The sequence below is a fragment of the Pseudomonas sp. SBT1-2 genome (genome assembly GCF_028640875.1).
In the GTDB taxonomy this organism is placed as follows: domain Bacteria; phylum Pseudomonadota; class Gammaproteobacteria; order Pseudomonadales; family Pseudomonadaceae; genus Aquipseudomonas; species Aquipseudomonas chlororaphis_I.
This window is the reverse complement of sequence record NZ_JAQZAA010000018.1, coordinates 1-22,145: the sequence shown is the minus strand read 5'-3', so window position 1 is coordinate 22,145 and position 22,145 is coordinate 1. Positions and strand designations below refer to the sequence as shown.

The window sequence follows — 22,145 nt, the reverse complement described above, 5'->3', positions numbered from 1 at the left end:
CGGGTCGTCGGAGAGAGTAGACCATGAGCCAAGGTATTGAATTTAATCGGTTGATGTTGGACATGCGGGCCATGCAAATGGACGCCATGGCCCAGCCAAAATCGGCCGCGGTGCCGCAGGTGAGCGGCAGCAGTTTTTCCGACATGCTTGGGCAGGCGGTGAACAAGGTCAACGACACTCAGCAGGCGTCCAGCCAGCTGGCCAGCGCCTTCGAGATCGGCAAGAGCGGTGTCGACCTGACTGACGTGATGATCTCCTCGCAGAAGGCCAGTGTGTCCTTCCAGGCGTTGACCCAGGTGCGCAACAAGCTGGTTCAGGCGTACCAAGACATCATGCAGATGCCGGTTTAAGGACGAGATTGAGTCATGGCAGAAGCAGTCGCCGATAACGTACCGGCCAAGGCCACTCCGACAGAAGGCAAGCCGCCGCTGTTCGGGTTGTCTTTTCTGGAAAACCTCTCCGAGATGACCATGTTGCGTCAGGTTGGCCTCATGGTCGGTCTGGCTGCCAGTGTGGCGATTGGTTTTGCCGTGGTGTTGTGGTCCCAGCAACCCGATTACCGTCCGTTGTACGGCAGCCTTGCCGGCATGGACGCCAAGCAGGTCATGGACACCCTGGCCTCCGCCGACATTCCCTATACCGTCGAGCCCAATTCCGGCGCCTTGCTGGTCAAGGCCGACGACCTGCCGCGTGCGCGCCTCAAGCTGGCCGCTGCCGGCGTGGCCCCGGGCGACGGCAATATCGGTTTCGAGATTCTCGATAAAGAGCAGGGCCTGGGCACCAGCCAGTTCATGGAAGCGACCCGTTACCGTCGCGGCCTGGAAGGCGAACTGGCGCGGACCATTTCCAGCCTGAACAACGTCAAGGGCGCACGCGTGCACCTGGCGATCCCGAAAAGCTCGGTGTTCGTGCGCGACGAACGCAAGCCCAGCGCTTCGGTACTGGTCGAGCTGTATTCCGGTCGTTCGCTGGAGCCGGGCCAGGTGGTGGCCATCGTCAATCTGGTGGCGACCAGCGTTCCCGAACTGAGCAAGTCGCAGATCACCGTGGTCGACCAGAAGGGCAACCTGCTCTCCGACCAGGCGGAAAACTCCGAACTGACCATGGCCGGCAAGCAATTCGACTACAGCCGCCGCATGGAAAGCATGCTGACCCAGCGGGTGCACAACATCCTGCAGCCGATCCTGGGCAACGACCGCTACAAGGCTGAAGTGTCCGCCGATGTGGACTTCAGCGCCGTCGAGTCGACTTCCGAACAGTTCAACCCGGACCAGCCGGCCTTGCGCAGCGAGCAGTCGGTCAACGAACAACGCTCCAGCAGCCTGGGCCCGCAAGGCGTTCCTGGCGCCCTGAGCAACCAGCCGCCGTCGCCGGCCAGCGCGCCTCAGACTACCGGTGGCTCTACCGCTGCCGCTGGCATGGTGCAGCCAGGCCAGCCGCTGCTGGACGCCAACGGCCAGCAGATCATGGACCCGGCCACCGGCCAGCCGATGCTGGCGCCGTACCCCAACGACAAGCGTCAACAATCCACCAAGAACTTCGAGCTGGATCGCTCCATCAGCCACACCAAGCAACAGCAGGGTCGTCTGAACCGGCTGTCGGTGGCGGTGGTGGTGGACGATCAGGTCAAGGTCAATGCGGCCAACGGCGAAACCACCCGCGCACCCTGGAGCGCCGACGAATTGGCGCGCTTTACCCGCCTGGTGCAGGACGCCGTGGGTTTCGACGCCAGCCGTGGCGACAGCGTCAGTGTGATCAACGTGCCGTTCTCGGCCGATCGCGGTGAAGTGATCGCCGACATTCCGTTCTACTCGCAGCCCTGGTTCTGGGACATCGTGAAGCAGGTCCTGGGCGTGCTGTTTATCCTGGTCCTGGTGTTCGGCGTGCTGCGCCCGGTGCTCAACAACATCACCGGTGGCGGCAAGGGCAAGCAACTGGCGGGTCTCGGCAGCGATGTCGAACTCGGCGGCATGGGTGGCCTGGATGGCGAGCTGGCCAACGATCGCGTCAGCCTCGGCGGCCCGCAAAGCATCCTGCTGCCTAGCCCGAGCGAAGGCTATGACGCACAGTTGAACGCAATCAAGAGTCTGGTGGCAGAAGATCCGGGTCGCGTGGCCCAGGTCGTGAAAGAGTGGATTAACGCAGATGAGTGATAACCGAGCCGCTACCGCCAAACTGACCCGGGTCGACAAGGCCGCGATTCTGCTGCTGTCCCTGGGCTCCACCGATGCCGCGCAGGTGCTGCGCCACATGGGCCCCAAAGAGGTCCAGCGAGTGGGCGTGGCCATGGCGCAGATGGGCAACGTGCATCGCGAGCAGGTCGAGCAGGTGATGAGCGAGTTCGTCGACATCGTCGGCGACCAGACCAGCCTGGGCGTGGGCTCCGACGACTATGTGCGCAAGATGCTCACCCAGGCCCTGGGCGAGGACAAGGCCAACGGCCTGATCGACCGCATCCTGCTGGGCGGCAACACCAGTGGCCTGGACAGCCTGAAGTGGATGGAGCCGCGCGCCGTGGCGGACGTGATCCGTTACGAGCACCCGCAGATCCAGGCGATCGTGGTGGCCTACCTCGATCCGGACCAGGCGGGCGAAGTGCTCGGCAACTTCGACCACAAGGCGCGCCTGGACATCATTCTGCGGGTTTCCTCGCTCAATACTGTGCAGCCGGCTGCCCTGAAGGAACTCAACCAGATTCTCGAGAAGCAGTTCGCCGGTAACTCCAACGCCTCGCGTACCACCCTGGGTGGTATCAAGCGCGCTGCCGACATCATGAACTTCCTCGACAGCTCGATCGAAGGCCAGTTGATGGACTCGATCCGCGAAGTCGACGAAGACCTGTCCGGTCAGATCGAAGACCTCATGTTCGTGTTCAACAACCTTGCCGATGTCGACGACCGCGGTATCCAGGCGTTGCTGCGCGAAGTGTCTTCCGACGTGCTGGTCCTGGCCCTCAAGGGTTCGGACGAAGGCGTCAAGGAAAAGATCTTCAAGAACATGTCCAAGCGGGCTGCCGAACTGCTGCGCGACGACCTCGAGGCCAAGGGCCCGGTGCGCGTCAGCGATGTGGAAACCGCGCAGAAGGAAATCCTCACCATTGCCCGCCGTATGGCCGAAGCCGGAGAAATCGTTCTCGGCGGGAAGGGCGGCGAAGAAATGATCTAAGGTCGCGTTATGTCGTCCAGCAGTGATGAATCCCACAGCGACCTGATTCGCGCCCGGGACGTCGGTGGTTTCGACGTCTGGGCGCTGCCCAGTTTCGACCCCCATGTCCCCGAGCCCGAGCCGGAACCGGTTGAAGAGCCGCCAGCGGAGATCGAGGAAGTGCCGCTGGAAGAAGTCCAGCCACTGACCCTCGAAGAGCTCGAGAGCATTCGCCAGGAAGCCTATAACGAAGGCTTCGCCACGGGCGAAAAGGAAGGTTTCCACAGCACCACGCTGAAGGTCCGCCAGGAAGCCGAAGTGGCCCTGAGCGCCAAGCTGGCGGCGCTGGAAACGCTGATGGGCAATCTGTTCGAGCCGATCGCCGAGCAGGACACCCAGATTGAAAAAGCCCTGGTCGACCTGGTACAGCACATGACGCGCCAGGTGATCCAGCGCGAGCTGGCCATCGACTCCAGCCAGATCGAGCATGTCATGCGCGAAGCCCTCAAGCTGCTGCCGCTGGGCGTGGGCAATGTGCGCCTGTACGTCAATCCGCAGGACTTCGCCCAGGTCAAGAGCCTGCGCGAGCGTCACGAGGAAAGCTGGCGCATCGTCGAAGACGAAGCCCTGTTGCCGGGCGGTTGCCGGGTCGAGACCGAGCACAGCCGTATCGACGCGACCATGGAAACGCGGATCGCCAAGATCATGGACAAGCTGTCCGACCAGCTTCACGAACAGGCTTTGCATCCCGCCGAACCGGACCTGAGCGTCGAGCTGGGGGTCGCCACGGGCAAGCCCGCCGCGGATGTCGACCCTGTCGACCTCGCGCAGGACCCCGCCGATGCGCCTTGACCGCACCAGCTTCGGCAAGCGCCTGAGCAGCTACGCCGACGCCACCGAACTGCCGAACCAGCCCATTCTCGAAGGTCGCCTGCTGCGCATGGTCGGCCTGACCCTGGAGGCCGAAGGCCTGCGGGCGGCCATGGGCACGCGCTGCCTGGTGATCAACGACGACAGCTATCACCCGGTGCAGGTCGAGGCCGAGGTGATGGGCTTCTCCGGCAGCAAGGTCTTCCTGATGCCGGTCGGCAGTGTCACTGGCATCGCGCCGGGCGCTCGGGTCGTGCCGCTGGCCCATACCGGCCGCCTGCCGATGGGCATGAGCATGCTCGGCCGGGTTCTCGACGGCGCCGGCCGTGCGCTGGACGGCAAGGGCGGAATGAAGGCCGAGGACTGGGTGCCGATGGACGGTCCGACCATCAACCCGCTCAAGCGCGACCCCATCAGCCGGCCGCTGGACGTGGGCATTCGTTGCATCAACGGATTATTGACGGTGGGCCGCGGCCAGCGTCTTGGCCTGTTCGCCGGTACTGGCGTGGGCAAGAGTGTGCTGCTGGGCATGATGACCCGCTTTACCGAGGCCGACATCATCGTGGTCGGGCTGATCGGTGAGCGGGGCCGTGAAGTTAAAGAATTCATCGAGCACATTCTCGGTGAAGAGGGGCTCAAGCGCTCCGTGGTGGTGGCATCGCCAGCGGACGATGCGCCGCTGATGCGCCTGCGTGCGGCCATGTACTGCACGCGCATCGCCGAATATTTTCGCGACAAGGGCAAGAACGTCCTGTTGTTGATGGATTCCCTGACTCGTTTCGCCCAGGCCCAGCGGGAAATCGCCCTGGCCATCGGCGAGCCGCCCGCGACCAAGGGTTATCCGCCGTCGGTCTTCGCCAAGCTGCCGAAGCTAGTGGAGCGCGCGGGCAACGCCGAGGCCGGTGGCGGCTCGATCACCGCGTTCTACACCGTGCTGTCCGAAGGCGACGACCAGCAGGACCCGATCGCCGACTCGGCCCGTGGCGTGCTCGACGGGCACATCGTGCTGTCACGGCGCCTGGCGGAAGAGGGGCATTACCCGGCCATCGATATCGAGGCGTCCATCAGCCGGGTCATGCCGGCGGTGGTGACCCCGGAGCACATGACCCGCGCCCAGTATTTCAAGCAGCTGTGGTCGCGTTACCAGCAGGCGCGCGACCTGATCAGCGTCGGCGCCTATGTACCGGGCGGCGATCGCGAAACCGACACCGCCATCTCGCTGCAGCCGTCGATGGTCACCTACCTGCGCCAGGGGCTCAACGACAGCATCAGCCTGGGTGAAAGCGAAGCCCATCTGGAGATGGTTTTCGCTCCGGCGCCGGGCGGCTGATCCACCATGGCCAACAGCCGTGCCGCGCGTCTGGCGCCCGTGGTCGAAATGGCCGAAAGCGCCGAGCGCACGGCCGCCCAGCGCCTGGGGCATTTCCAGGGTCAGGTGCGCCTGGCGGAAAGCAAGCTGGGGGACCTGGAGCGCTTTCGTGCCGAATACCAGCAGCAGTGGATCGAGCGGGGCAGCGGCGGGGTTTCCGGCCAATGGCTGATGAACTACCAGCACTTCCTCAATCAGCTGGAAACCGCCGTGGGGCAGCAGCGGCAAAGCCTGGCCTGGCACCAGAACAATCTCAACCGCGCCCGGGAAACCTGGCAGCAGGCCTATGCCCGGGTCGAAGGCTTGCGCAAGCTGGTGCAGCGCTACATCGATGAAGCCCGCCAACTGGAAGACAAGCGCGAGCAGAAGCTGCTCGACGAGCTGTCCCAGCGCCTGCCGCGCCAGGATCCGTACTGAGCGCCATTCCGTTCGTCGCCGCCAGGCGCTCGTCAGCGACGCTTCGGCGGTTCGGGTTGCCCATGCTTGTACGGGGTGCTAAACCTTGTACAGATTGCCAATCACAAGGAAGCGGTATCATGTCAGTCGTTACTGAAGTATCACCGGACGGGCAAAAACTGACGATTTCGATCAAGGGACGTTTCGATTTTGGCCGACATCAAGAGTTTCGCGAGTCCTACGAGCGCCTCAACAAAAAGCCCGAATCCATAGTGGTGGACCTGAAAGACGCCACCTACCTCGACAGTTCTGCCCTGGGCATGCTGCTGTTGCTGCGCGATCACGCCGGCGGCGACGATTCCGACGTGCGAGTGATCAACAGCAACTCGGACGTGCGCAAGATTCTCGCCATTTCCAATTTCGACAAACTGTTCGACATCAGTTGATCGACATGCAGTCGATCGAGGCACCCCTGTGCGTGCTGATCGCCGAAGACGGCACGAGCGACCGCATGTTGCTGTCGAGCATCGTCCGGCGCCAGGGGCACGAGGTGCTGACGGCGAGTAACGGCGCCGAGGCGGTGGAACTATTCGTCCAGCAGCGCCCGCACCTGGTGCTGATGGACGCGATGATGCCGGTGATGGACGGTTTCGAGGCGGCCCGGCAGATCAAGCGCCTGGCTGGCGAAGCGCTGGTGCCGATCATTTTCCTGACCTCGCTCACCCAGAGCGAGGCGCTGGCGCGCTGCCTCGAAGCCGGCGGCGACGATTTTCTGGCAAAACCCTACAGTCCGGTGATCCTGGCGGCCAAGATCAAGGCCATGGATCGCTTGCGGCGCCTGCAGGAAACCGTGCTGCAGCAGCGCGACCAGATCACCCAGCACCATGACTACCTGCTCAACGAACAGCGGGTGGCCAAGGCGGTGTTCGACAAGGTGGCGCATTCCGGATGCCTGAGCGCGCCGAATATCCGCTACCTGCAATCGCCGTACGCGCTGTTCAACGGTGACTTGCTGCTGGCTGCCTTTACCCCGACGGGCGACATGCATGTGCTGTTGGGGGATTTCACTGGCCACGGCTTGCCGGCGGCCGTGGGCGCGATGCCCCTGGCCGAGGTGTTTTACGGCATGACGGCCAAGGGTTACGGGCTGCCGGAAACCCTGCGCGAGATGAATGCCAAGCTCAAGCGCATCCTGCCGGTGGGCATGTTCTGTTGTGCGACGCTGCTGTGCCTGAGTTTCCAGCGGCGGGCAGTGGAGGTGTGGAACGGCGGCATGCCGGATGGCTACCTGCATCGCCTGGCAAGCGGGGAGCGGGTGCCGCTGGTGGCCCATCATCTGCCGTTGGGGGTGCTGGGCGCCGAGGCATTCGACGACCGCACCGAAGTCTTTCCCATGGCCCTGGGCGACAGGGTGTTCCTGTTGTCCGATGGGGTGATCGACACCTGCGACGCCAACGAACAATTGTTTGGTGTCGAGCGCCTGCAGCAGGTGTTTGCCGCCAACCGCGAGCCGGACCTGCTGTTCGAGGAGATCCAGCGGGCCCTGAGCGAGTTTGGCGGCGATGCGCGGGACGATGTGAGCATGGTCGAGGTCAGCCTGCTCGAGGCCCGGCAGCTGACGCCGCCGGCGCTGGTGTATTCCGACAGCGGTCAGTCCTGCCCGCTGGACTGGTCGGTGAGTTTCGAGTATCGCGCCGCCACCCTCAAGCGCTTCAATCCTCTGCCTTACCTGCTGCAACTGTTGCTGGAGGTGCATGGCCTGCGGGCGCAGAGCGGGGCGCTCTACAGTGTGCTGGCCGAGTTGTATTCCAACGCCCTGGAGCATGGCGTATTGCGCCTGGATTCAAGCCTCAAGCGCGATGCCCAGGGCTTTTCCCGCTATTACCAGGAGCGCGCGGTACGCCTGGAAGCGTTGCAGGAGGGGTTTGTGCGGGTGCACCTGCAGGTGGAGCCTCAAGGTGCTGGCGGTCGTTTGCTGATCCGGGTCGAGGACAGTGGCAGTGGTTTCGATGTCGGCCGGGTGATGGCGCGGCCCGTCGATGGCGACCGTCTGTCCGGGCGCGGCGTCAGCCTGATCCGTCAGCTCAGCCGGCGTGCCAGCTGGTCTGACGATGGTCGTAGTGCCTGCGTGGAGTTTTCCTGGGAGCCTCTGGCATAATTCGCCGATTCTTGATCAAGGAGTGAGCAAGTGGCTGAAATTCATCTGGATCACGAGGTGCTGAACGCATTGCAGGAAGTCATGGAGGATGAGTATCCGTTGTTGCTCGACACCTTCCTCTGCGACTCCGAAGAGCGTTTGCGCCAGTTGCACAAGGTCGACGACCCCCGTCAACTTGTCGCCACTGCACACAGCTTCAAGGGCAGCAGCAGCAATATGGGGGCGATTCGCCTGGCCGAGCTCTGTCATCAGTTGGAGCAGCGTGCCCAGGACTCGTCGTTGCGGGGTATCGAGCAGCTGGTGGGCGAGATCGATGGTGAATTCGCCATTGTCCGGCAGCTGTGCCAGCAGGAACGCCAGCGTTTTCACTGCTGAAAAACCGTAGCAACCCAGGCTTTTTCCCGCGAGCCAGCAAAGCTGGCTCGACCTTTGCAGTCAAGTCTCTCAACTGTACCTACGATCCCAGTGCAGCGGAGACCGTTTTCATGCCCCTTACCCCGAACATGCTGCTTCAGGCCGCCTCCCAGGCCAAGACTCAAGCGGCTTCCGCCACCCCCCAGGCCAGCGCCGCCGAGCCCGGGGATAAAGGCGCAAGCTTTGCCCGGGTGTTCGCCAAGGAAGCGCTCGGCAAGCCGGTAGCGGCCGCCGACGGCCCCATCAAGCCGGCTCGCGACAAGGGTGTCGAAGCTGCTGCCAAGGTGGATCCGGGCAAGGGCAAGGCTGCCGCCCCCGAGCCGGCGGTTGCCGATAGCGGCAAAACCTTGCCTGCCGACAAGGCCACTGCCAGTGACGACAAGGTTGCCGATGACCAGGCCGCGAGCAGCGATCAGTCGCTGGCCGACGGCACGCCGGTCGATCCGACCCTCGATCCGGCGCTGATGCAGGCGGCCCAGCCGGTGCCATTGCCGGCGCCCGAGCCGGAAGTGGCGGCAACGCCGGTTCCGGCCCAGCCGCCAGTGCAGCCGCAGACGCCGCCGGTTGTACCGGTGGTGGCCAGTAGCGTGGCGCCAGTGCCGGTCGATCCGGAATTCGACCCTGAAGCCGACCCGCTGGATGCACTGCCGGTAGTGCGCCTGGCGATGGAGCAGAGCGGCCATGTCTCGGCTTCCAGCCAGGCGCAGAACAAGGCGGCGCCGACCGTGGTGGCCGATGACGGGCCGACTTCGGCCCAGACCTTCGCCAGCGGCATGGCCAACATGCTGGACCTGCAGGTGGACAAGGACAGCACCGAACAGGGCGGCGAAAAGGCCTTCAGCGGTCTGCTCGATGACGGTCTCAAGGACCTCAAGAGCGCTGCCAGCGACACCCGCGTCGACGATTTCGCCAACCGCCTGGCGGCCCTGACCCAGGCGGCCACGCCCAAGACCGCCAACGCCGTCCCGGTGAACCAGCCGCTGGCCATGCATCAGAGCGGCTGGACCGAAGAAGTGGTCAACCGGGTCATGTACCTGTCCAGCGTCAATCTCAAGTCGGCCGAGATCCAGTTGCAGCCGGCCGAGCTGGGGCGTCTGGATATCCGCGTGAACATGGTGCCGGACCAGCAGACCCAGGTGACCTTCATGAGTGCCCATGTCGGCGTGCGCGAAGCCCTCGAAGGGCAGATGCATCGCCTGCGCGACATGTTCCACCAGCAAGGCATGGGGCAGGTGGACGTCAACGTCTCCGACCAGTCGCGCAACTGGCAGGGTGGCCAGGAGCAGGCCCAGCAGGGGCAGCATCGCAGCAATGGCGCCAGTGCCAGTGGCGGGCGCCTGGATGGCGTGGATGAAGAGTTGCCGCCGAGCGCCGCCGAAGTCGCCGCCAGCACCAGCACGGTCATTGGCACCAGCGCCGTCGACTATTACGCCTGACCCGCTTCAGGCGTCATTGAACAGAAGATCGCCAGTCGCGTGGTACCGCGGCTGGCGATCTTTTGCTTTGCGCTGCCCTATCCCTTCGGTTCAGACAAATCTGGCATAACACTTGCTCTTGCCTTGCCGTGCGACTGTGAAAACCCGATTAGTGACGGATTATTGGCATGGCGAAGAGCGAAGCAGCAGAGAAAAACCCCGCCGGGAAAGGCAAACTCAAGCTTATCCTCTTGATTGTTCTGGCCTTGTTGCTGGCGATCGGTTTGTCCGTCGGGGCTACCTGGTACTTCATGCACAGCAGTGCCCAGAGCAAGCCTGCCGAGACGGCCGAGGCGACCAGCAGCGTCAAGCCGGCGGCCATCTACGAGCCCATGGCGCCGGCCTTCGTGGCCAATTACACGCAGAACGGCCGCCAGCGCTACATGCAGGTGAGCATCACGATGCTGGCGCGCAACCAGGCCGATCTGGACGCGCTGAAAGTGCATATGCCGGTGATCCGCAACAACCTGGTCATGCTGTTCTCCGGCCAGAGCTTCGACACCCTGGCGACTCCGGTCGGCCAGGAAATGCTGCGCCAGAAGGCCACCGCCAGCGTGCAGGAAGTGGCCCAGAAAGAGGTCGGCAAAGTGGTGGTCGAGCAGTTGCTCTTTACTAACTTCGTACTGCAGTAGGAACACGACATGGCCGTGCAGGACCTGCTGTCCCAGGATGAGATCGACGCGCTGCTGCATGGCGTCGATGACGGTCTGGTACAGACCGAACACGCCGCCGAGCCCGGCAGCGTCAAAAGCTACGACCTGACCAGCCAGGATCGCATCGTCCGCGGACGCATGCCGACCCTGGAGATGATCAACGAGCGTTTCGCCCGCTACACCCGTATCAGCATGTTCAACATGCTGCGCCGTTCGGCGGACGTGGCGGTGGGCGGCGTACAGGTGATGAAGTTCGGCGAATACGTGCACTCGCTGTACGTGCCGACCAGCCTCAACCTGGTGAAGATCAAGCCGCTGCGCGGTACCGCGCTGTTCATCCTCGACGCCAAGCTGGTGTTCAAGCTGGTGGACAACTTCTTCGGCGGCGACGGTCGTCACGCCAAGATCGAAGGCCGTGAATTCACCCCGACCGAATTGCGCGTGGTGCGCATGGTGCTGGAGCAGGCCTTCGTCGACCTGAAGGAAGCCTGGCAGGCGATCATGGAAGTCAACTTCGAGTACATCAACTCCGAAGTGAACCCGGCCATGGCCAACATCGTCGGCCCGAGCGAAGCGATCGTGGTCTCGACCTTCCACATCGAGCTCGATGGCGGTGGCGGCGACCTGCACGTGACCATGCCGTACTCGATGATCGAGCCGGTGCGGGAAATGCTCGACGCCGGCTTCCAGTCGGACCTGGACGACCAGGACGAGCGCTGGAGCAAGGCCCTGCGCGAAGACGTGCTGGACGTGGATGTGCCCTTGAGCGCCACCGTGGCCCGCCGGCAGTTGCGCCTGCGCGACATCCTGCACATGCAGCCAGGGGATGTGATCCCGGTGGAACTGCCCGAAGACATGATCATGCGCGCCAACGGCGTACCGGCGTTCAAGGTCAAGCTCGGTTCGCACAAGGGCAACCTGGCCCTGCAAGTGATCGAGCCGATCGAGCGCCGTTGAGCGGCGTTGTTATGAATTCGCTTTGTTAATGATTTTTTGCCCGCCGAGGACAACATGGCTGACGAACACGAAATGACTTCCGCAGAAGACCAGGCCCTGGCTGATGAGTGGGCGGCCGCCCTGCAGGAAACCGGCGATGCCGGGCAAGACGATATCGATGCCTTGCTGGCGGCCGATGCGGCCAGCGCGCCGGCGTCCAATCGCCTGCCGATGGAAGAGTTCGGCAGTGTGCCGAAGAACAACGAGCCGGTGACCCTCGATGGGCCGAACCTGGACGTGATCCTGGACATCCCGGTGTCGATCTCCATGGAGGTCGGCAGCACCGACATCAACATCCGCAACCTGCTGCAGCTCAACCAGGGGTCGGTGATCGAGCTCGATCGCCTGGCCGGCGAGCCGCTGGACGTGCTGGTCAACGGCACGCTGATCGCCCATGGCGAAGTGGTAGTGGTCAACGAGAAGTTCGGCATCCGCTTGACCGACGTGATCAGCCCGAGCGAACGCATCAAGAAGCTGCGCTAAGTGAGAAAGGCACTCGCGCTGTTCCTGGCCTGGCCGCTCTGGGCGCTGGCCGCCGAGCCCGCGGCCGGTACCGCCGCACCAGTGGTTGGCAGCAGCGGCGTGGCCGGTCAGCTGACCCAGCTGGTGCTGGGCCTGTTGCTGGTGGTGGGGCTGATCTTCTTCCTCGCCTGGCTGTTGCGCCGGGTGCAGCAGGCCGGACCGGCCGGCAAGGGGCAGGTCATCGAGCTGATCGGCTCGCGGGCGCTTGGCCCGCGGGACCGGCTGGTGCTGGTGCAGGTCGGCAACGAACAGATTCTGCTCGGCCTGACGCCGGGCACCATCACTGCGTTGCATGTGCTCAAGGAGCCGGTGCAGGTGCCGAGCACCGAGCAGGCGACTCCGGAGTTTGCCCAGCGCCTGATGGAGCTGCTGGGCAAGGATCAGAAGGATAAGAAGTAATGCCGTTGCGCCTCCTCTTGACGTTGGCCCTGATGCTGGCGGCGCCGCTGGCGCTGGCGGCCGACCCGTTGTCGATCCCGGCGATCACCCTCGGCACCAATGCCGACGGCCAGCAGGAATACTCGGTCAGCCTGCAGATCCTGCTGATCATGACCGCGCTGAGCTTCATTCCGGCGTTCGTCATGCTGATGACCAGCTTCACCCGGATCATCATCGTGTTCTCGATCCTGCGCCAGGCCCTGGGCCTGCAGCAGACGCCGTCGAACCAGATCCTCACCGGCATGGCGTTGTTCCTGACGATGTTCATCATGGCCCCGGTGTTCGACCGGGTGAACCAGGATGCCCTGCAGCCGTACCTGGCGGAGAAACTCAACGCCCAGGACGCGGTGGCCAAGGCCCAGGTGCCGATCAAGGACTTCATGCTGGCCCAGACCCGCAGCAGCGACCTGGAGCTGTTCATGCGTCTGTCCAAGCGCACCGACATCGCGACACCGGACCAGGCGCCGCTGACGATCCTGGTACCGGCCTTCGTCACCTCGGAGCTGAAGACCGCGTTCCAGATCGGCTTCATGATCTTCATTCCGTTCCTGATCATCGACCTGGTGGTCGCCAGTGTGCTGATGGCCATGGGCATGATGATGCTGTCGCCGCTGATCATTTCCCTGCCGTTCAAGATCATGCTGTTCGTGCTGGTCGATGGCTGGGCCCTGATCATCGGTACCCTGGCGGGCAGTTTCGGTGGTGTTTAGAACCTTGTTGGCGGGTGACGCGCTATGACGCCTGAAGTCGCAGTAGACCTGTTTCGCGAAGCGCTCTGGCTGACCACCATGATGGTCGCCATCCTGGTGATTCCCAGCCTGCTGGTGGGCCTGCTGGTGGCGATGTTCCAGGCCGCTACCCAGATCAACGAACAGACCCTGAGCTTCCTGCCGCGCCTGTTGGTGATGCTGGTGACGCTGATCGTCGCCGGTCCCTGGCTGGTGCAAACCTTCATGGAATACATCCTGCAGTTGTACGGCAGTATTCCGCAGTTGATCGGCTAAGCCATGTCTCTGCTGGCGCTTACCGATACGCAGATCAGCACCTGGGTCGCGAGCTTCATGCTGCCGCTGTTCCGTATCGGCGCCGTGTTGATGACCATGCCGGTCTTCGGTACGACCCTGGTGCCGACCCGTATCCGCCTGTATTTCACCCTGGCCATCACCGTCGTGCTGGTGCCGGGCCTGCCGCCCATGCCGGCGGTCAACGCGCTGGATCTCAGTGGACTGCTGCTGATTGCCGAGCAGATCATCATCGGCGCCTTGTTCGGCTTTTCCTTGCAGCTGTTCTTCCAGGCTTTCGTGATCGCCGGGCAGATCATTTCGACGCAGATGGGCATGGGCTTCGCGTCCATGGTCGACCCTACCAACGGCGTTTCGGCGGCGGTGATCGGGCAGTTCCTGACCATGCTGGTGACCTTGCTGTTCCTCGGCATGAACGGTCATCTGGTGGTCTTCGAGGTGCTGACCGAAAGCTTCACCACCTTGCCGGTGGGCAGCGCGCTGCTGGTCAACCATTTCTGGGAAATCGCCGGCAAGCTCGGCTGGGTGTTGGGCGCCGCCCTGTTGCTGGTATTGCCGGCGATCACCGCGCTGCTGGTGGTGAACATCGCCTTTGGCGTGATGACCCGCGCGGCGCCGCAGCTGAACATCTTCTCCATCGGCTTTCCGCTGACCCTGGTGCTGGGCCTGGTGATTTTCTGGGTCAGCCTCGGCGACATTCTCAACCAGTACCAACCGCTGGCCGTCGAGGCCCTGCAGTTGCTGCGCAACCTGGCGCAGGCGCGGTGAACCATGGCTGAGAGCGAGAGCGGTCAGGACAAGACAGAAGACCCCACGGAGAAACGTAAAAAGGACTCCCGGGAAAAGGGCGAGATCGCCCGCTCCAAAGAACTCAACACCCTGGCGATCACCATGATCGGGGCCGCCGGCCTGCTGATCTACGGCGCGGGGGTGGCGCAGGACCTGCTGGAAATCATGCGCCTGAATTTCTCCCTGCCGCGCGAGGTGTTGCTCAGCCCCGGCGCCATGGGCCTGTACCTGCTGCATTCGGGCAAGATCGCGATTATCGCCGCGATGCCGATCCTGCTGCCCCTGGTGCTGGCGGCGCTCATCGGCCCTATCTCCCTGGGCGGCTGGCTGTTTTCAACCAAGAGCCTGGCGCCCAAGTTCAGTCGCATGAACCCGCTCAGCGGCATGAAGCGCATGGTGTCGCCGACCTCGCTGATCGAGCTGCTCAAGGCCTTCGCCAAGTTCGTGGTGATCCTGATCGTGGCCTTGTCGGTGCTGCGCTCGGATATCGACGACCTGCTGCGGATCGCCCACGAGCCGCTGGAGCAGGCGATCATCCACAGCGTGCAAGTGGTGGCCTGGAGTACCTTGTGGATGGCCTGCGGGCTGATCCTGATCGCCGCGGTGGACGTGCCGGTGCAGCTGTACCAGAGCTACAAGAAGCTGCTGATGACCAAGCAGGAAGTGCGGGACGAGCACAAGGACCAGGAAGGGCGCCCGGAGGTCAAGCAGCGGATTCGCCAGGTCCAGCGCGAGATGTCGCAACGGCGGATGATGGCGGCGATTCCCGAGGCGGACGTGGTCATCACCAACCCGACCCACTACGCCGTGGCGCTCAAGTACGACGCCGAGAAGGGCGGGGCGCCGGTGTTGCTGGCCAAGGGCAGCGATTTCCTGGCGCTGAAGATCCGCGAGATCGCCGTGGCCAACGAAGTGCTGCTGCTGGAGTCGCCGGCGCTGGCGCGTTCGATCTACTACTCCACCGAGTTGGAGCAGGAAATCCCCGCCGGGCTCTATCTGGCGGTGGCCCAGGTGCTGGCGTATGTCTATCAGATTCGCCAGCACCGGGCGGGCAAGGGCAAGCGTCCCGATCCGCTCAAGGACCTGCCGATTCCGCCGGATTTGCGGCGCGATTCCTGAGGTCGGCGTTTGGCTGTGCCGACGTTATCGCGAGCAAGCTCGCTCCTACAGAATTCACGCCCGGCCTGTAGGAGCGAGCTTGCTCGCGATGGTGCTGAAAGCGCCTTTTATGACGACTGATGGCGCAACGCCATAAATCAGTTTTCCTTCCGGGCCAAAGTTGGAAGGCTTCTTGCAATACCCGCCCTGCGCCGCCTCCAGGCGTCAAAAGTTTGCTTCAAGGGAACGGGGAATACCGGTGGATCGCTCTCAGTTAATCAGTACGGCTCGCACTAACCTGGCTGACCTCAGTCGGGGGAACCTGGGTGTGCCGCTGTTGCTGCTGGTCATGTTGGCCATGATGATGCTGCCGGTGCCGCCGTTCCTGCTGGACGTGTTCTTCACCTTCAACATCGCCCTGTCGATCGTCGTCCTGCTGGTCTGCGTGTATGCCTTGCGGCCGCTGGATTTCGCGGTATTCCCGACCATCCTGCTGGTGGCGACCCTGTTGCGCCTGGCGCTGAACGTGGCCTCCACACGGGTGGTGATGCTCCACGGCCAGGACGGTCACGCCGCCGCGGGCAAGGTGATCCAGGCCTTCGGCGAGGTGGTGATCGGCGGTAACTACGTGGTCGGTATCGTGGTGTTCGCGATCCTGATGATCATCAACTTCGTGGTGGTGACCAAGGGCGCCGGGCGGATTTCCGAGGTGAGCGCGCGTTTCACCCTCGATGCGATGCCGGGCAAGCAGATGGCTATCGACGCCGACCTCAACGCTGGCCTGATCGACCAGGCCCAGGCCAAGGCGCGCCGCCAGGAAGTGGCCCAGGAGGCCGAGTTCTACGGTTCCATGGACGGTGCCAGCAAGTTCGTCCGCGGTGACGCCATCGCCGGCCTGCTGATCCTGTTCATCAACCTGATTGGCGGCATGGCGGTCGGTATCTTCCAGCACCACATGTCCTTCGGCGATGCCGGCCGGGTCTACGCCTTGCTGACCATCGGTGACGGTTTGGTGGCGCAATTGCCATCGCTGCTGCTGTCCACCGCGGCCGCGATCATGGTGACCCGTGCTTCCGGTTCCGAAGACATGGGCAAGCAGATCAACCGGCAGATGTTCGCCTCGCCCCGGGCCCTGGCCGTCGCCGCCGGCCTGATGGCGGTGATGGGCCTGGTGCCGGGCATGCCGCACTTTTCCTTCCTGAGCATGGCGGCCCTGGCGGCCGGCGCCGCGTACCTGTTCTGGAAGCGCCAGAACGTGGTCAAGGTCAAGGCGCTGGAAGAGGTCAAGCGCCAGCAGGAACTGCTGCCTTCGCCAGCCCGCGCCATGGAAACCAAGGAGCTGGGCTGGGATGACGTGACCCAGATTGACATGATCGGCCTGGAAGTCGGCTATCGCCTGATTCCCTTGGTGGACCGCAACCAGGGTGGGCAGCTGCTGGCGCGGATCAAGGGCGTGCGCAAGAAGTTGTCCCAGGATCTCGGCTTCCTCATGCCGACCGTACATATTCGCGACAACCTCGACCTGGCGCCCAGCGCTTACCGGCTGACGCTGATGGGGGTGATCCTGGCCGAGGCCGAGATCTATCCGGATCGCGAGCTGGCGATCAACCCGGGGCAGGTCTACGGCACGCTCAACGGCATCACCGCCAAAGATCCGGCCTTCGGCCTGGAGGCGGTGTGGATCGAGATCAGCCAGCGCGCCCAGGCGCAGTCGCTGGGCTACACCGTGGTCGACGCCAGTACCGTGGTCGCCACCCACCTCAACCAGATTCTGTACAAGCACTCCAGCGAGCTGATCGGCCACGAAGAAGTCCAGCAGCTCCTGCAACTGCTGGCCAAGGGCTCGCCGAAGCTGGCGGAGGAACTGGTGCCGGGCGTTCTGTCGTTGTCCCAGCTGCTCAAGGTGCTGCAGGCGCTGCTGGCCGAACAGGTGCCGGTGCGCGATATCCGCAGCATTGCCGAAGCCATCGCGAACAATGCCGTCAAGAGTCAAGATACTGCCGCTTTGGTGGCCGCCGTGCGTGTCGGATTGTCGCGCGCCATCGTGCAAAGCATTGTAGGGACTGAGTCCGAGCTGCCTGTGATCACCTTGGAGCCCAGGTTGGAACAGATTTTGCTCAATAGTCTGCAGAAGGCAGGACAAGGCTCGGAAGAGGGTGTTCTGTTGGAGCCAAGCATGGCTGAGAAGCTGCAGCGTTCGTTGATCGAAGCCGCGCAGCGCCAGGAAATGCAAGGTCAACCGGTGATTCTGCTGGTAGCCGGTCCGGTCCGCGCGATGCTCTCGCGGTTTGGACGCCTGGCAGTCCCGGGCTTGCACGTGTTGGCTTACCAGGAAATCCCTGACAACAAGCAAGTGACCATCGTTGCGACAGTAGGGCCCAACGGCTGAGGTAGTGGGTTATGCAAGTTAAGCGTTTTTTCGCCGCCGATATGCGTCAGGCCATGAAGCTGGTTCGTGATGAGCTGGGCGCCGACGCCGCCATCATTGGCAATCGCCGCATCGCCGGCGGTGTCGAGCTGACGGCTGCCCTGGATTACAAGCTGTCGGCGCTGGCGCCCCGGGTTCCGAACATGGAGCTCGAGGACGAACTGCGCAAGACTCAGTCGCGCATCGTCACCGCCCAGGCCGAACTGAGCCTGCGTGGCGATGGCGACGGCAGCACCAATCGCCAGCTGTTCGCCGGCCTGCCGCTGACCGCCGCCGAGCCGCTGATCGAACCGACGTTCAGCGAGCCCCATCGCCCGGCCCCGGTGGCCGCCGCGCCGGCTGTCGATCAGCGGGCACTGGACTCGATGCGTTTTGAACTCAATGGCCTGCGCGAGCTGCTGGAAGTCCAGCTCGGTTCCCTGGCCTGGAGCCAGCTGCAAGGCAGCCGGCCCGAGCAGGCCAACCTCTGGCGGCGCCTGCAGCGTATCGGTTTGTCCGGTCCGCTGGCCCGCGACCTGCTGGCGCTGATCACTGAAATCGACGAACCCCGACAGGCCTGGCGCATGCTCCTGGCCCACCTGGCGCGGATGATCGTGACCCCGGAAGTCGAGCCATTGGAAGAGGGCGGTGTGATCGCCATGGTCGGCCCCGCCGGCATGGGCAAGACCACCACCCTGGCCAAGCTGGCGGCCCGTTACGTGCTCAAGTACGGCGCGCAGAACATCGCGCTGGTGAGCATGGACAGCTACCGCATCGGCGCCCAGGAGCAGCTCAAGACCCTGGGCCGGATCCTCAATGTCTCGGTGACCCATGTCGATCCGGGCCAATCCCTGGCGCAAGCCCTCGATCCGCTGCTGCGCAAACGCGTGGTGCTGATCGACACCGCCGGCCTGCAAGCCAGCGACCCGGCCCTGCGCATGCAGCTGGAAAGTCTGGCTGGACGCGGGATCCGGGCAAAAAATTATCTGGTATTGGCAACCACCAGCCAGAAACAGGTTCTAACCGCCGCGTACCACAGCTACAAGCGTTGCGGGCTGGCCGGCTGCATCCTGACTAAACTGGATGAAACCGCCAGCCTTGGTGAGGTGTTGAGCCTGGCGATCAGTCACGAACTCCCCGTTGCCTATCTGACCGATGGCCCACGGATTCCGGACGATTTGCACTTGCCACGCCGTCATCAGCTGGTCAGTCGTGCGGTGAGCGTGCAGATGCAGGAAGAACCCAGCGAAGAAGCCATGGCTGACATGTTCGCTGACCTCTACCACAACCCGACCAAGCGGGTTGGCTGAGGGAATCATGAAAAGATTGCAATGTACCTACATCGATGGTCTGCCAGGCATTGTTCCGTTAGTGAACGCGCAGCCAGTTATGTGGCCCCGTCTAAGTAAGACAAGGTAAAGAACGAACATGGGCAGCATGCATCCCGTACAGGTGATCGCGGTGACCGGCGGCAAAGGTGGCGTCGGCAAGACTAACGTGTCAGTGAACTTGTCCCTGGCCCTAGCGGAGCTCGGCCGGCGCGTCATGCTGCTGGACGCCGACCTGGGTCTGGCTAACGTCGACGTGCTATTGGGGCTGACCCCCAAACGGACCCTCGCCGACGTGATCGAAGGCCGCTGCGAGCTGCGCGATGTGCTGCTGCAGGGGCCGGGTGGAATCCGTATCGTGCCGGCGGCGTCCGGCACCCAGAGCATGGTTCATCTGAGCCCGGCGCAGCATGCCGGCCTGATCCAGGCCTTCAGCGACATTGGCGACAACCTCGATGTGCTGGTGATCGACACCGCTGCCGGCATCGGCGACTCGGTGGTCAGCTTCGTCCGCGCCGCTCAGGAAGTCCTGCTGGTGGTCTGCGACGAGCCGACCTCGATCACCGACGCCTACGCGCTGATCAAGCTGCTCAACCGCGACTACGGCATGAACCGTTTCCGCGTGCTCGCCAACATGGCGCAGAGCCCGCAGGAAGGCCGCAACCTGTTCGCCAAGTTGACCAAGGTCACGGATCGCTTCCTGGACGTGGCCCTACAATATGTCGGCGCCGTGCCTTACGACGAATGCGTGCGCAAGGCCGTGCAAAAGCAGCGTGCGGTCTATGAAGCGTTTCCGCGTTCGAAGTGCGCGCTGGCGTTCAAGGCCATTGCGCAGAAAGTCGATACCTGGCCGTTGCCGGCCAACCCACGTGGACATCTGGAATTTTTCGTCGAGCGGCTAGTGCATCAGACAGCGGGACCGGTGCTATGAGCGCCAGCGGCTACAACCTTTACAAAAAGTCGGCACGTGACAGCCAGTACGAATTGATCGAGCGTTATGCGCCCCTGGTCAAGCGTATTGCCTATCACCTGCTGGCGCGCCTGCCGGCCAGTGTCCAGGTCGAAGACCTGATCCAGGCCGGGATGATCGGTCTGCTCGAAGTGTCGACCAAGTACGACGCGAGCAAGGGCGCGAGTTTCGAGACGTACGCGGGTATCCGTATCCGTGGTGCGATGCTCGATGAGGTCCGTAAAGGTGACTGGGCGCCGCGTTCGGTACATCGCAATACCCGGATGGTGAGCGATGCCATTCGCGCAATTGAAGCTAAAACCGGTCGTGACGCTAAAGATCATGAAGTTGCGGCCGAACTTCAATTGAGTCTCGACGATTATTACGGGATTTTGAACGACACCTTGGGCAGTCGCCTGTTCAGCTTCGACGACCTGTTGCAGGACGGCGAGCATGAAGGGCTGCATGAGGATGGCGCGAGTGCTCATCTCGAGCCGTCGCGCGACCTGGAGGACGAACGTTTCCAGGCTGCGCTGGCGGACGCGATTGCCAATTTGCCGGAGCGTGAGCGACTGGTCTTGGCGCTGTACTACGACGAAGAGCTGAACCTCAAGGAAATCGGTGAGGTCCTGGGGGTCAGCGAATCGCGGGTCAGCCAGTTACACAGCCAGTGCGCGGCCCGTTTGCGGGGGCGTTTGGGAGAGTGGCGAGCGCGCTGACAGGCAGTGTGGGGGACACTGCGGACGAGACTGGCACGACGTTGCCGGCCTCGCGGTGTGTATTCCATGCAGTCGTTGAGTGCTCTGCCTGATTGATTGAATGGCGCGTTCAGGTGCTGGACGCGTTTAAGACTGCTTGGAGGTCGAATTGGACAAGAACATGAAAATCCTCATCGTTGATGACTTCTCAACGATGCGGCGGATCATAAAAAACCTGTTGCGTGACCTGGGTTTCACCAACACGGTCGAGGCTGACGATGGCACCACCGCCATTCCGGTCCTCAACAGTGGGAGCATCGACTTTCTGGTAACGGACTGGAACATGCCTGGCATGACCGGTATCGATCTGCTGCGCCATGTGCGCGCCGATGAAAAACTCAAGCACCTGCCGGTACTCATGGTGACCGCTGAAGCCAAGCGCGAACAGATCATCGAAGCTGCCCAGGCCGGCGTAAACGGCTATGTGGTCAAGCCCTTCACGGCCCAGGCGTTGAAAGAAAAGATCGAGAAGATCTTCGAACGCATCGGTTGAGATGTGGAACCATTCCGCCACGGGGGAGCTATGGAGCACAACGAATCTTCATTGGGCGATTTCGAATCGACCCTGAAAAAACACGCACTCGAACTGGTCGACAGCCTTGAAAAAGGCAAGTTCGGCGAAGCCGTGCAACTGATCCATGAGCTCAACCAGACCCGTGACCGCGGCCTGTACCAGGAAGTCGGCAAGCTCACCCGCGAGCTGCATAGCGCCATCGTCAATTTCCAGATTGACCCGCATATGCCGCAAGCCGAGGAAGTTTCACAGATCACGGATGCCACCGAGCGCCTGTCCTATGTGGTCAGGCTGACCGAGGCCGCGGCCAACCGCACCATGGATCTGGTCGAGAGCGCCACCCCGTTGGTCAATGGCCTGAGCAGCGAAGCCCAGGCCCTGAGCGCCGACTGGGGACGTTTCATGCGCCGCGAACTGGGCGCTGACGAATTCCGCGACCTGGCCCGCCGGGTGGACGGTTTCCTGACCCGCAGCGAGCAAGAGACGCGCGCGGTATCGAGCAACCTCAACGACATTCTGCTGGCGCAGGACTACCAGGACCTGACCGGTCAGGTGATCAAGCGCGTGACCCAGTTGGTCACCGAAGTCGAGAGCAACCTGCTCAAACTGGTCCTGATGGCCAGCCAGGTCGATCGTTTTGCCGGCATCGAACATGACCGTGAATCGATCCTCGCTGAAAAAGATCCGCAAAAACATCTGGCCAAGGGTGAAGGTCCGCAGATTCATGCCGATAAACGTGAAGACGTTGTATCCGGTCAGGACGATGTCGACGATTTGCTTTCCAGCCTTGGATTTTAGGTCGTGACGACGGTTAATGACGGTCGCGCCGCCGCCCCGCAAGGCGC

24 protein-coding genes are annotated in these 22,145 nt (G+C 63.0%); all 24 read left to right on the top strand.

Going from position 1 to position 22,145, the window contains the following annotated elements; translation table 11 throughout:
• Window positions 1-23: 23 nt before the first annotated feature.
• Window positions 24-350, top strand: coding sequence for a flagellar hook-basal body complex protein FliE (gene fliE / locus PVZ78_RS01600; RefSeq protein ID WP_007922633.1), 327 nt, complete (start codon window positions 24-26; stop codon window positions 348-350).
• A 15-nt stretch (window positions 351-365) separates the two neighbouring features.
• Entirely contained in the window at window positions 366-2,153 is a 1,788-nt protein-coding gene (gene fliF, locus PVZ78_RS01595) for a flagellar basal-body MS-ring/collar protein FliF (RefSeq protein ID WP_009047701.1), read from the top strand.
• On the top strand, window positions 2,146-3,165 hold the full coding sequence (gene fliG / locus PVZ78_RS01590) for a flagellar motor switch protein FliG (protein WP_007922630.1): 1,020 nt from the start codon (window positions 2,146-2,148) through the stop codon (window positions 3,163-3,165). The genes fliF and fliG overlap by 8 nt, the downstream gene beginning before the upstream one ends.
• Before the next feature lie 9 nt (window positions 3,166-3,174).
• Entirely contained in the window at window positions 3,175-3,996 is an 822-nt protein-coding gene (gene fliH / locus PVZ78_RS01585; protein ID WP_038631015.1) for a flagellar assembly protein FliH, read from the top strand.
• On the top strand, window positions 3,986-5,344 hold the full coding sequence (fliI, locus tag PVZ78_RS01580; RefSeq protein ID WP_016702253.1) for a flagellar protein export ATPase FliI: 1,359 nt from the start codon (window positions 3,986-3,988) through the stop codon (window positions 5,342-5,344). Before fliH ends, fliI begins: the two co-directional genes overlap by 11 nt.
• 6 nt (window positions 5,345-5,350) lie before the next feature.
• On the top strand, window positions 5,351-5,800 hold the full coding sequence (gene fliJ, locus PVZ78_RS01575) for a flagellar export protein FliJ (protein ID WP_009047704.1): 450 nt from the start codon (window positions 5,351-5,353) through the stop codon (window positions 5,798-5,800).
• 119 nt (window positions 5,801-5,919) lie between these two features.
• Window positions 5,920-6,225, top strand: a complete 306-nt coding sequence (locus PVZ78_RS01570; protein ID WP_009047705.1) for an STAS domain-containing protein — start codon at window positions 5,920-5,922, stop codon at window positions 6,223-6,225.
• 5 nt (window positions 6,226-6,230) lie between these two features.
• The gene (locus tag PVZ78_RS01565; protein ID WP_016702252.1) at window positions 6,231-7,937 is read left to right on the top strand and encodes an ATP-binding SpoIIE family protein phosphatase; all 1,707 of its coding nucleotides are present in this window, start codon (window positions 6,231-6,233) and stop codon (window positions 7,935-7,937) included.
• A gap of 30 nt (window positions 7,938-7,967) precedes the next feature.
• Window positions 7,968-8,312, top strand: a complete 345-nt coding sequence (locus tag PVZ78_RS01560; RefSeq protein WP_009047707.1) for an Hpt domain-containing protein — start codon at window positions 7,968-7,970, stop codon at window positions 8,310-8,312.
• A gap of 110 nt (window positions 8,313-8,422) precedes the next feature.
• Window positions 8,423-9,787, top strand: a complete 1,365-nt coding sequence (locus PVZ78_RS01555) for a flagellar hook-length control protein FliK (protein WP_273828140.1) — start codon at window positions 8,423-8,425, stop codon at window positions 9,785-9,787.
• Between the two features lie 167 nt (window positions 9,788-9,954).
• Window positions 9,955-10,458, top strand: a complete 504-nt coding sequence (gene fliL / locus PVZ78_RS01550; protein ID WP_009047709.1) for a flagellar basal body-associated protein FliL — start codon at window positions 9,955-9,957, stop codon at window positions 10,456-10,458.
• Window positions 10,459-10,467: 9 nt separating this feature from the next.
• A complete protein-coding gene (gene fliM, locus PVZ78_RS01545) occupies window positions 10,468-11,436 on the top strand; it encodes a flagellar motor switch protein FliM (RefSeq protein ID WP_009042741.1) in 969 nt (322 codons plus the stop codon).
• 54 nt (window positions 11,437-11,490) lie between these two features.
• Window positions 11,491-11,958 (top strand): flagellar motor switch protein FliN, encoded by a 468-nt coding sequence (gene fliN / locus PVZ78_RS01540; RefSeq protein ID WP_009042742.1) that lies wholly within the window; start codon window positions 11,491-11,493, stop codon window positions 11,956-11,958.
• Window positions 11,959-12,396: a flagellar biosynthetic protein FliO gene (gene fliO, locus PVZ78_RS01535; protein WP_009047710.1), complete on the top strand. Its 438-nt coding sequence runs from the start codon at window positions 11,959-11,961 to the stop codon at window positions 12,394-12,396. It begins immediately after the preceding gene.
• A complete protein-coding gene (gene fliP / locus PVZ78_RS01530) occupies window positions 12,396-13,145 on the top strand; it encodes a flagellar type III secretion system pore protein FliP (RefSeq protein ID WP_016702247.1) in 750 nt (249 codons plus the stop codon). The genes fliO and fliP overlap by 1 nt, the downstream gene beginning before the upstream one ends.
• A gap of 24 nt (window positions 13,146-13,169) precedes the next feature.
• On the top strand, window positions 13,170-13,439 hold the full coding sequence (gene fliQ / locus PVZ78_RS01525; protein WP_003184009.1) for a flagellar biosynthesis protein FliQ: 270 nt from the start codon (window positions 13,170-13,172) through the stop codon (window positions 13,437-13,439).
• A gap of 3 nt (window positions 13,440-13,442) precedes the next feature.
• Window positions 13,443-14,225, top strand: coding sequence for a flagellar biosynthetic protein FliR (gene fliR / locus PVZ78_RS01520; RefSeq protein WP_009047712.1), 783 nt, complete (start codon window positions 13,443-13,445; stop codon window positions 14,223-14,225).
• A 3-nt stretch (window positions 14,226-14,228) separates the two neighbouring features.
• Window positions 14,229-15,365, top strand: coding sequence for a flagellar biosynthesis protein FlhB (flhB, locus tag PVZ78_RS01515; protein ID WP_009047713.1), 1,137 nt, complete (start codon window positions 14,229-14,231; stop codon window positions 15,363-15,365).
• 238 nt (window positions 15,366-15,603) lie between these two features.
• Window positions 15,604-17,733, top strand: a complete 2,130-nt coding sequence (gene flhA, locus PVZ78_RS01510) for a flagellar biosynthesis protein FlhA (RefSeq protein WP_273828139.1) — start codon at window positions 15,604-15,606, stop codon at window positions 17,731-17,733.
• 11 nt (window positions 17,734-17,744) lie between these two features.
• Window positions 17,745-19,061, top strand: coding sequence for a flagellar biosynthesis protein FlhF (gene flhF, locus PVZ78_RS01505; protein ID WP_081362346.1), 1,317 nt, complete (start codon window positions 17,745-17,747; stop codon window positions 19,059-19,061).
• Between the two features lie 118 nt (window positions 19,062-19,179).
• The gene (fleN, locus tag PVZ78_RS01500) at window positions 19,180-20,010 is read left to right on the top strand and encodes a flagellar synthesis regulator FleN (protein ID WP_007922506.1); all 831 of its coding nucleotides are present in this window, start codon (window positions 19,180-19,182) and stop codon (window positions 20,008-20,010) included.
• Window positions 20,007-20,747 (top strand): RNA polymerase sigma factor FliA, encoded by a 741-nt coding sequence (gene fliA / locus PVZ78_RS01495; RefSeq protein WP_007922505.1) that lies wholly within the window; start codon window positions 20,007-20,009, stop codon window positions 20,745-20,747. The genes fleN and fliA overlap by 4 nt, the downstream gene beginning before the upstream one ends.
• Before the next feature lie 160 nt (window positions 20,748-20,907).
• Window positions 20,908-21,279 carry a chemotaxis response regulator CheY gene (locus PVZ78_RS01490; RefSeq protein WP_003183998.1) on the top strand — a complete coding sequence of 124 codons (372 nt, stop codon included), beginning with the start codon at window positions 20,908-20,910 and terminating at the stop codon, window positions 21,277-21,279.
• A gap of 30 nt (window positions 21,280-21,309) precedes the next feature.
• Window positions 21,310-22,098 (top strand): protein phosphatase CheZ, encoded by a 789-nt coding sequence (locus tag PVZ78_RS01485; protein ID WP_009047716.1) that lies wholly within the window; start codon window positions 21,310-21,312, stop codon window positions 22,096-22,098.
• The last annotated feature ends 47 nt before the right edge of the window (window positions 22,099-22,145 follow it).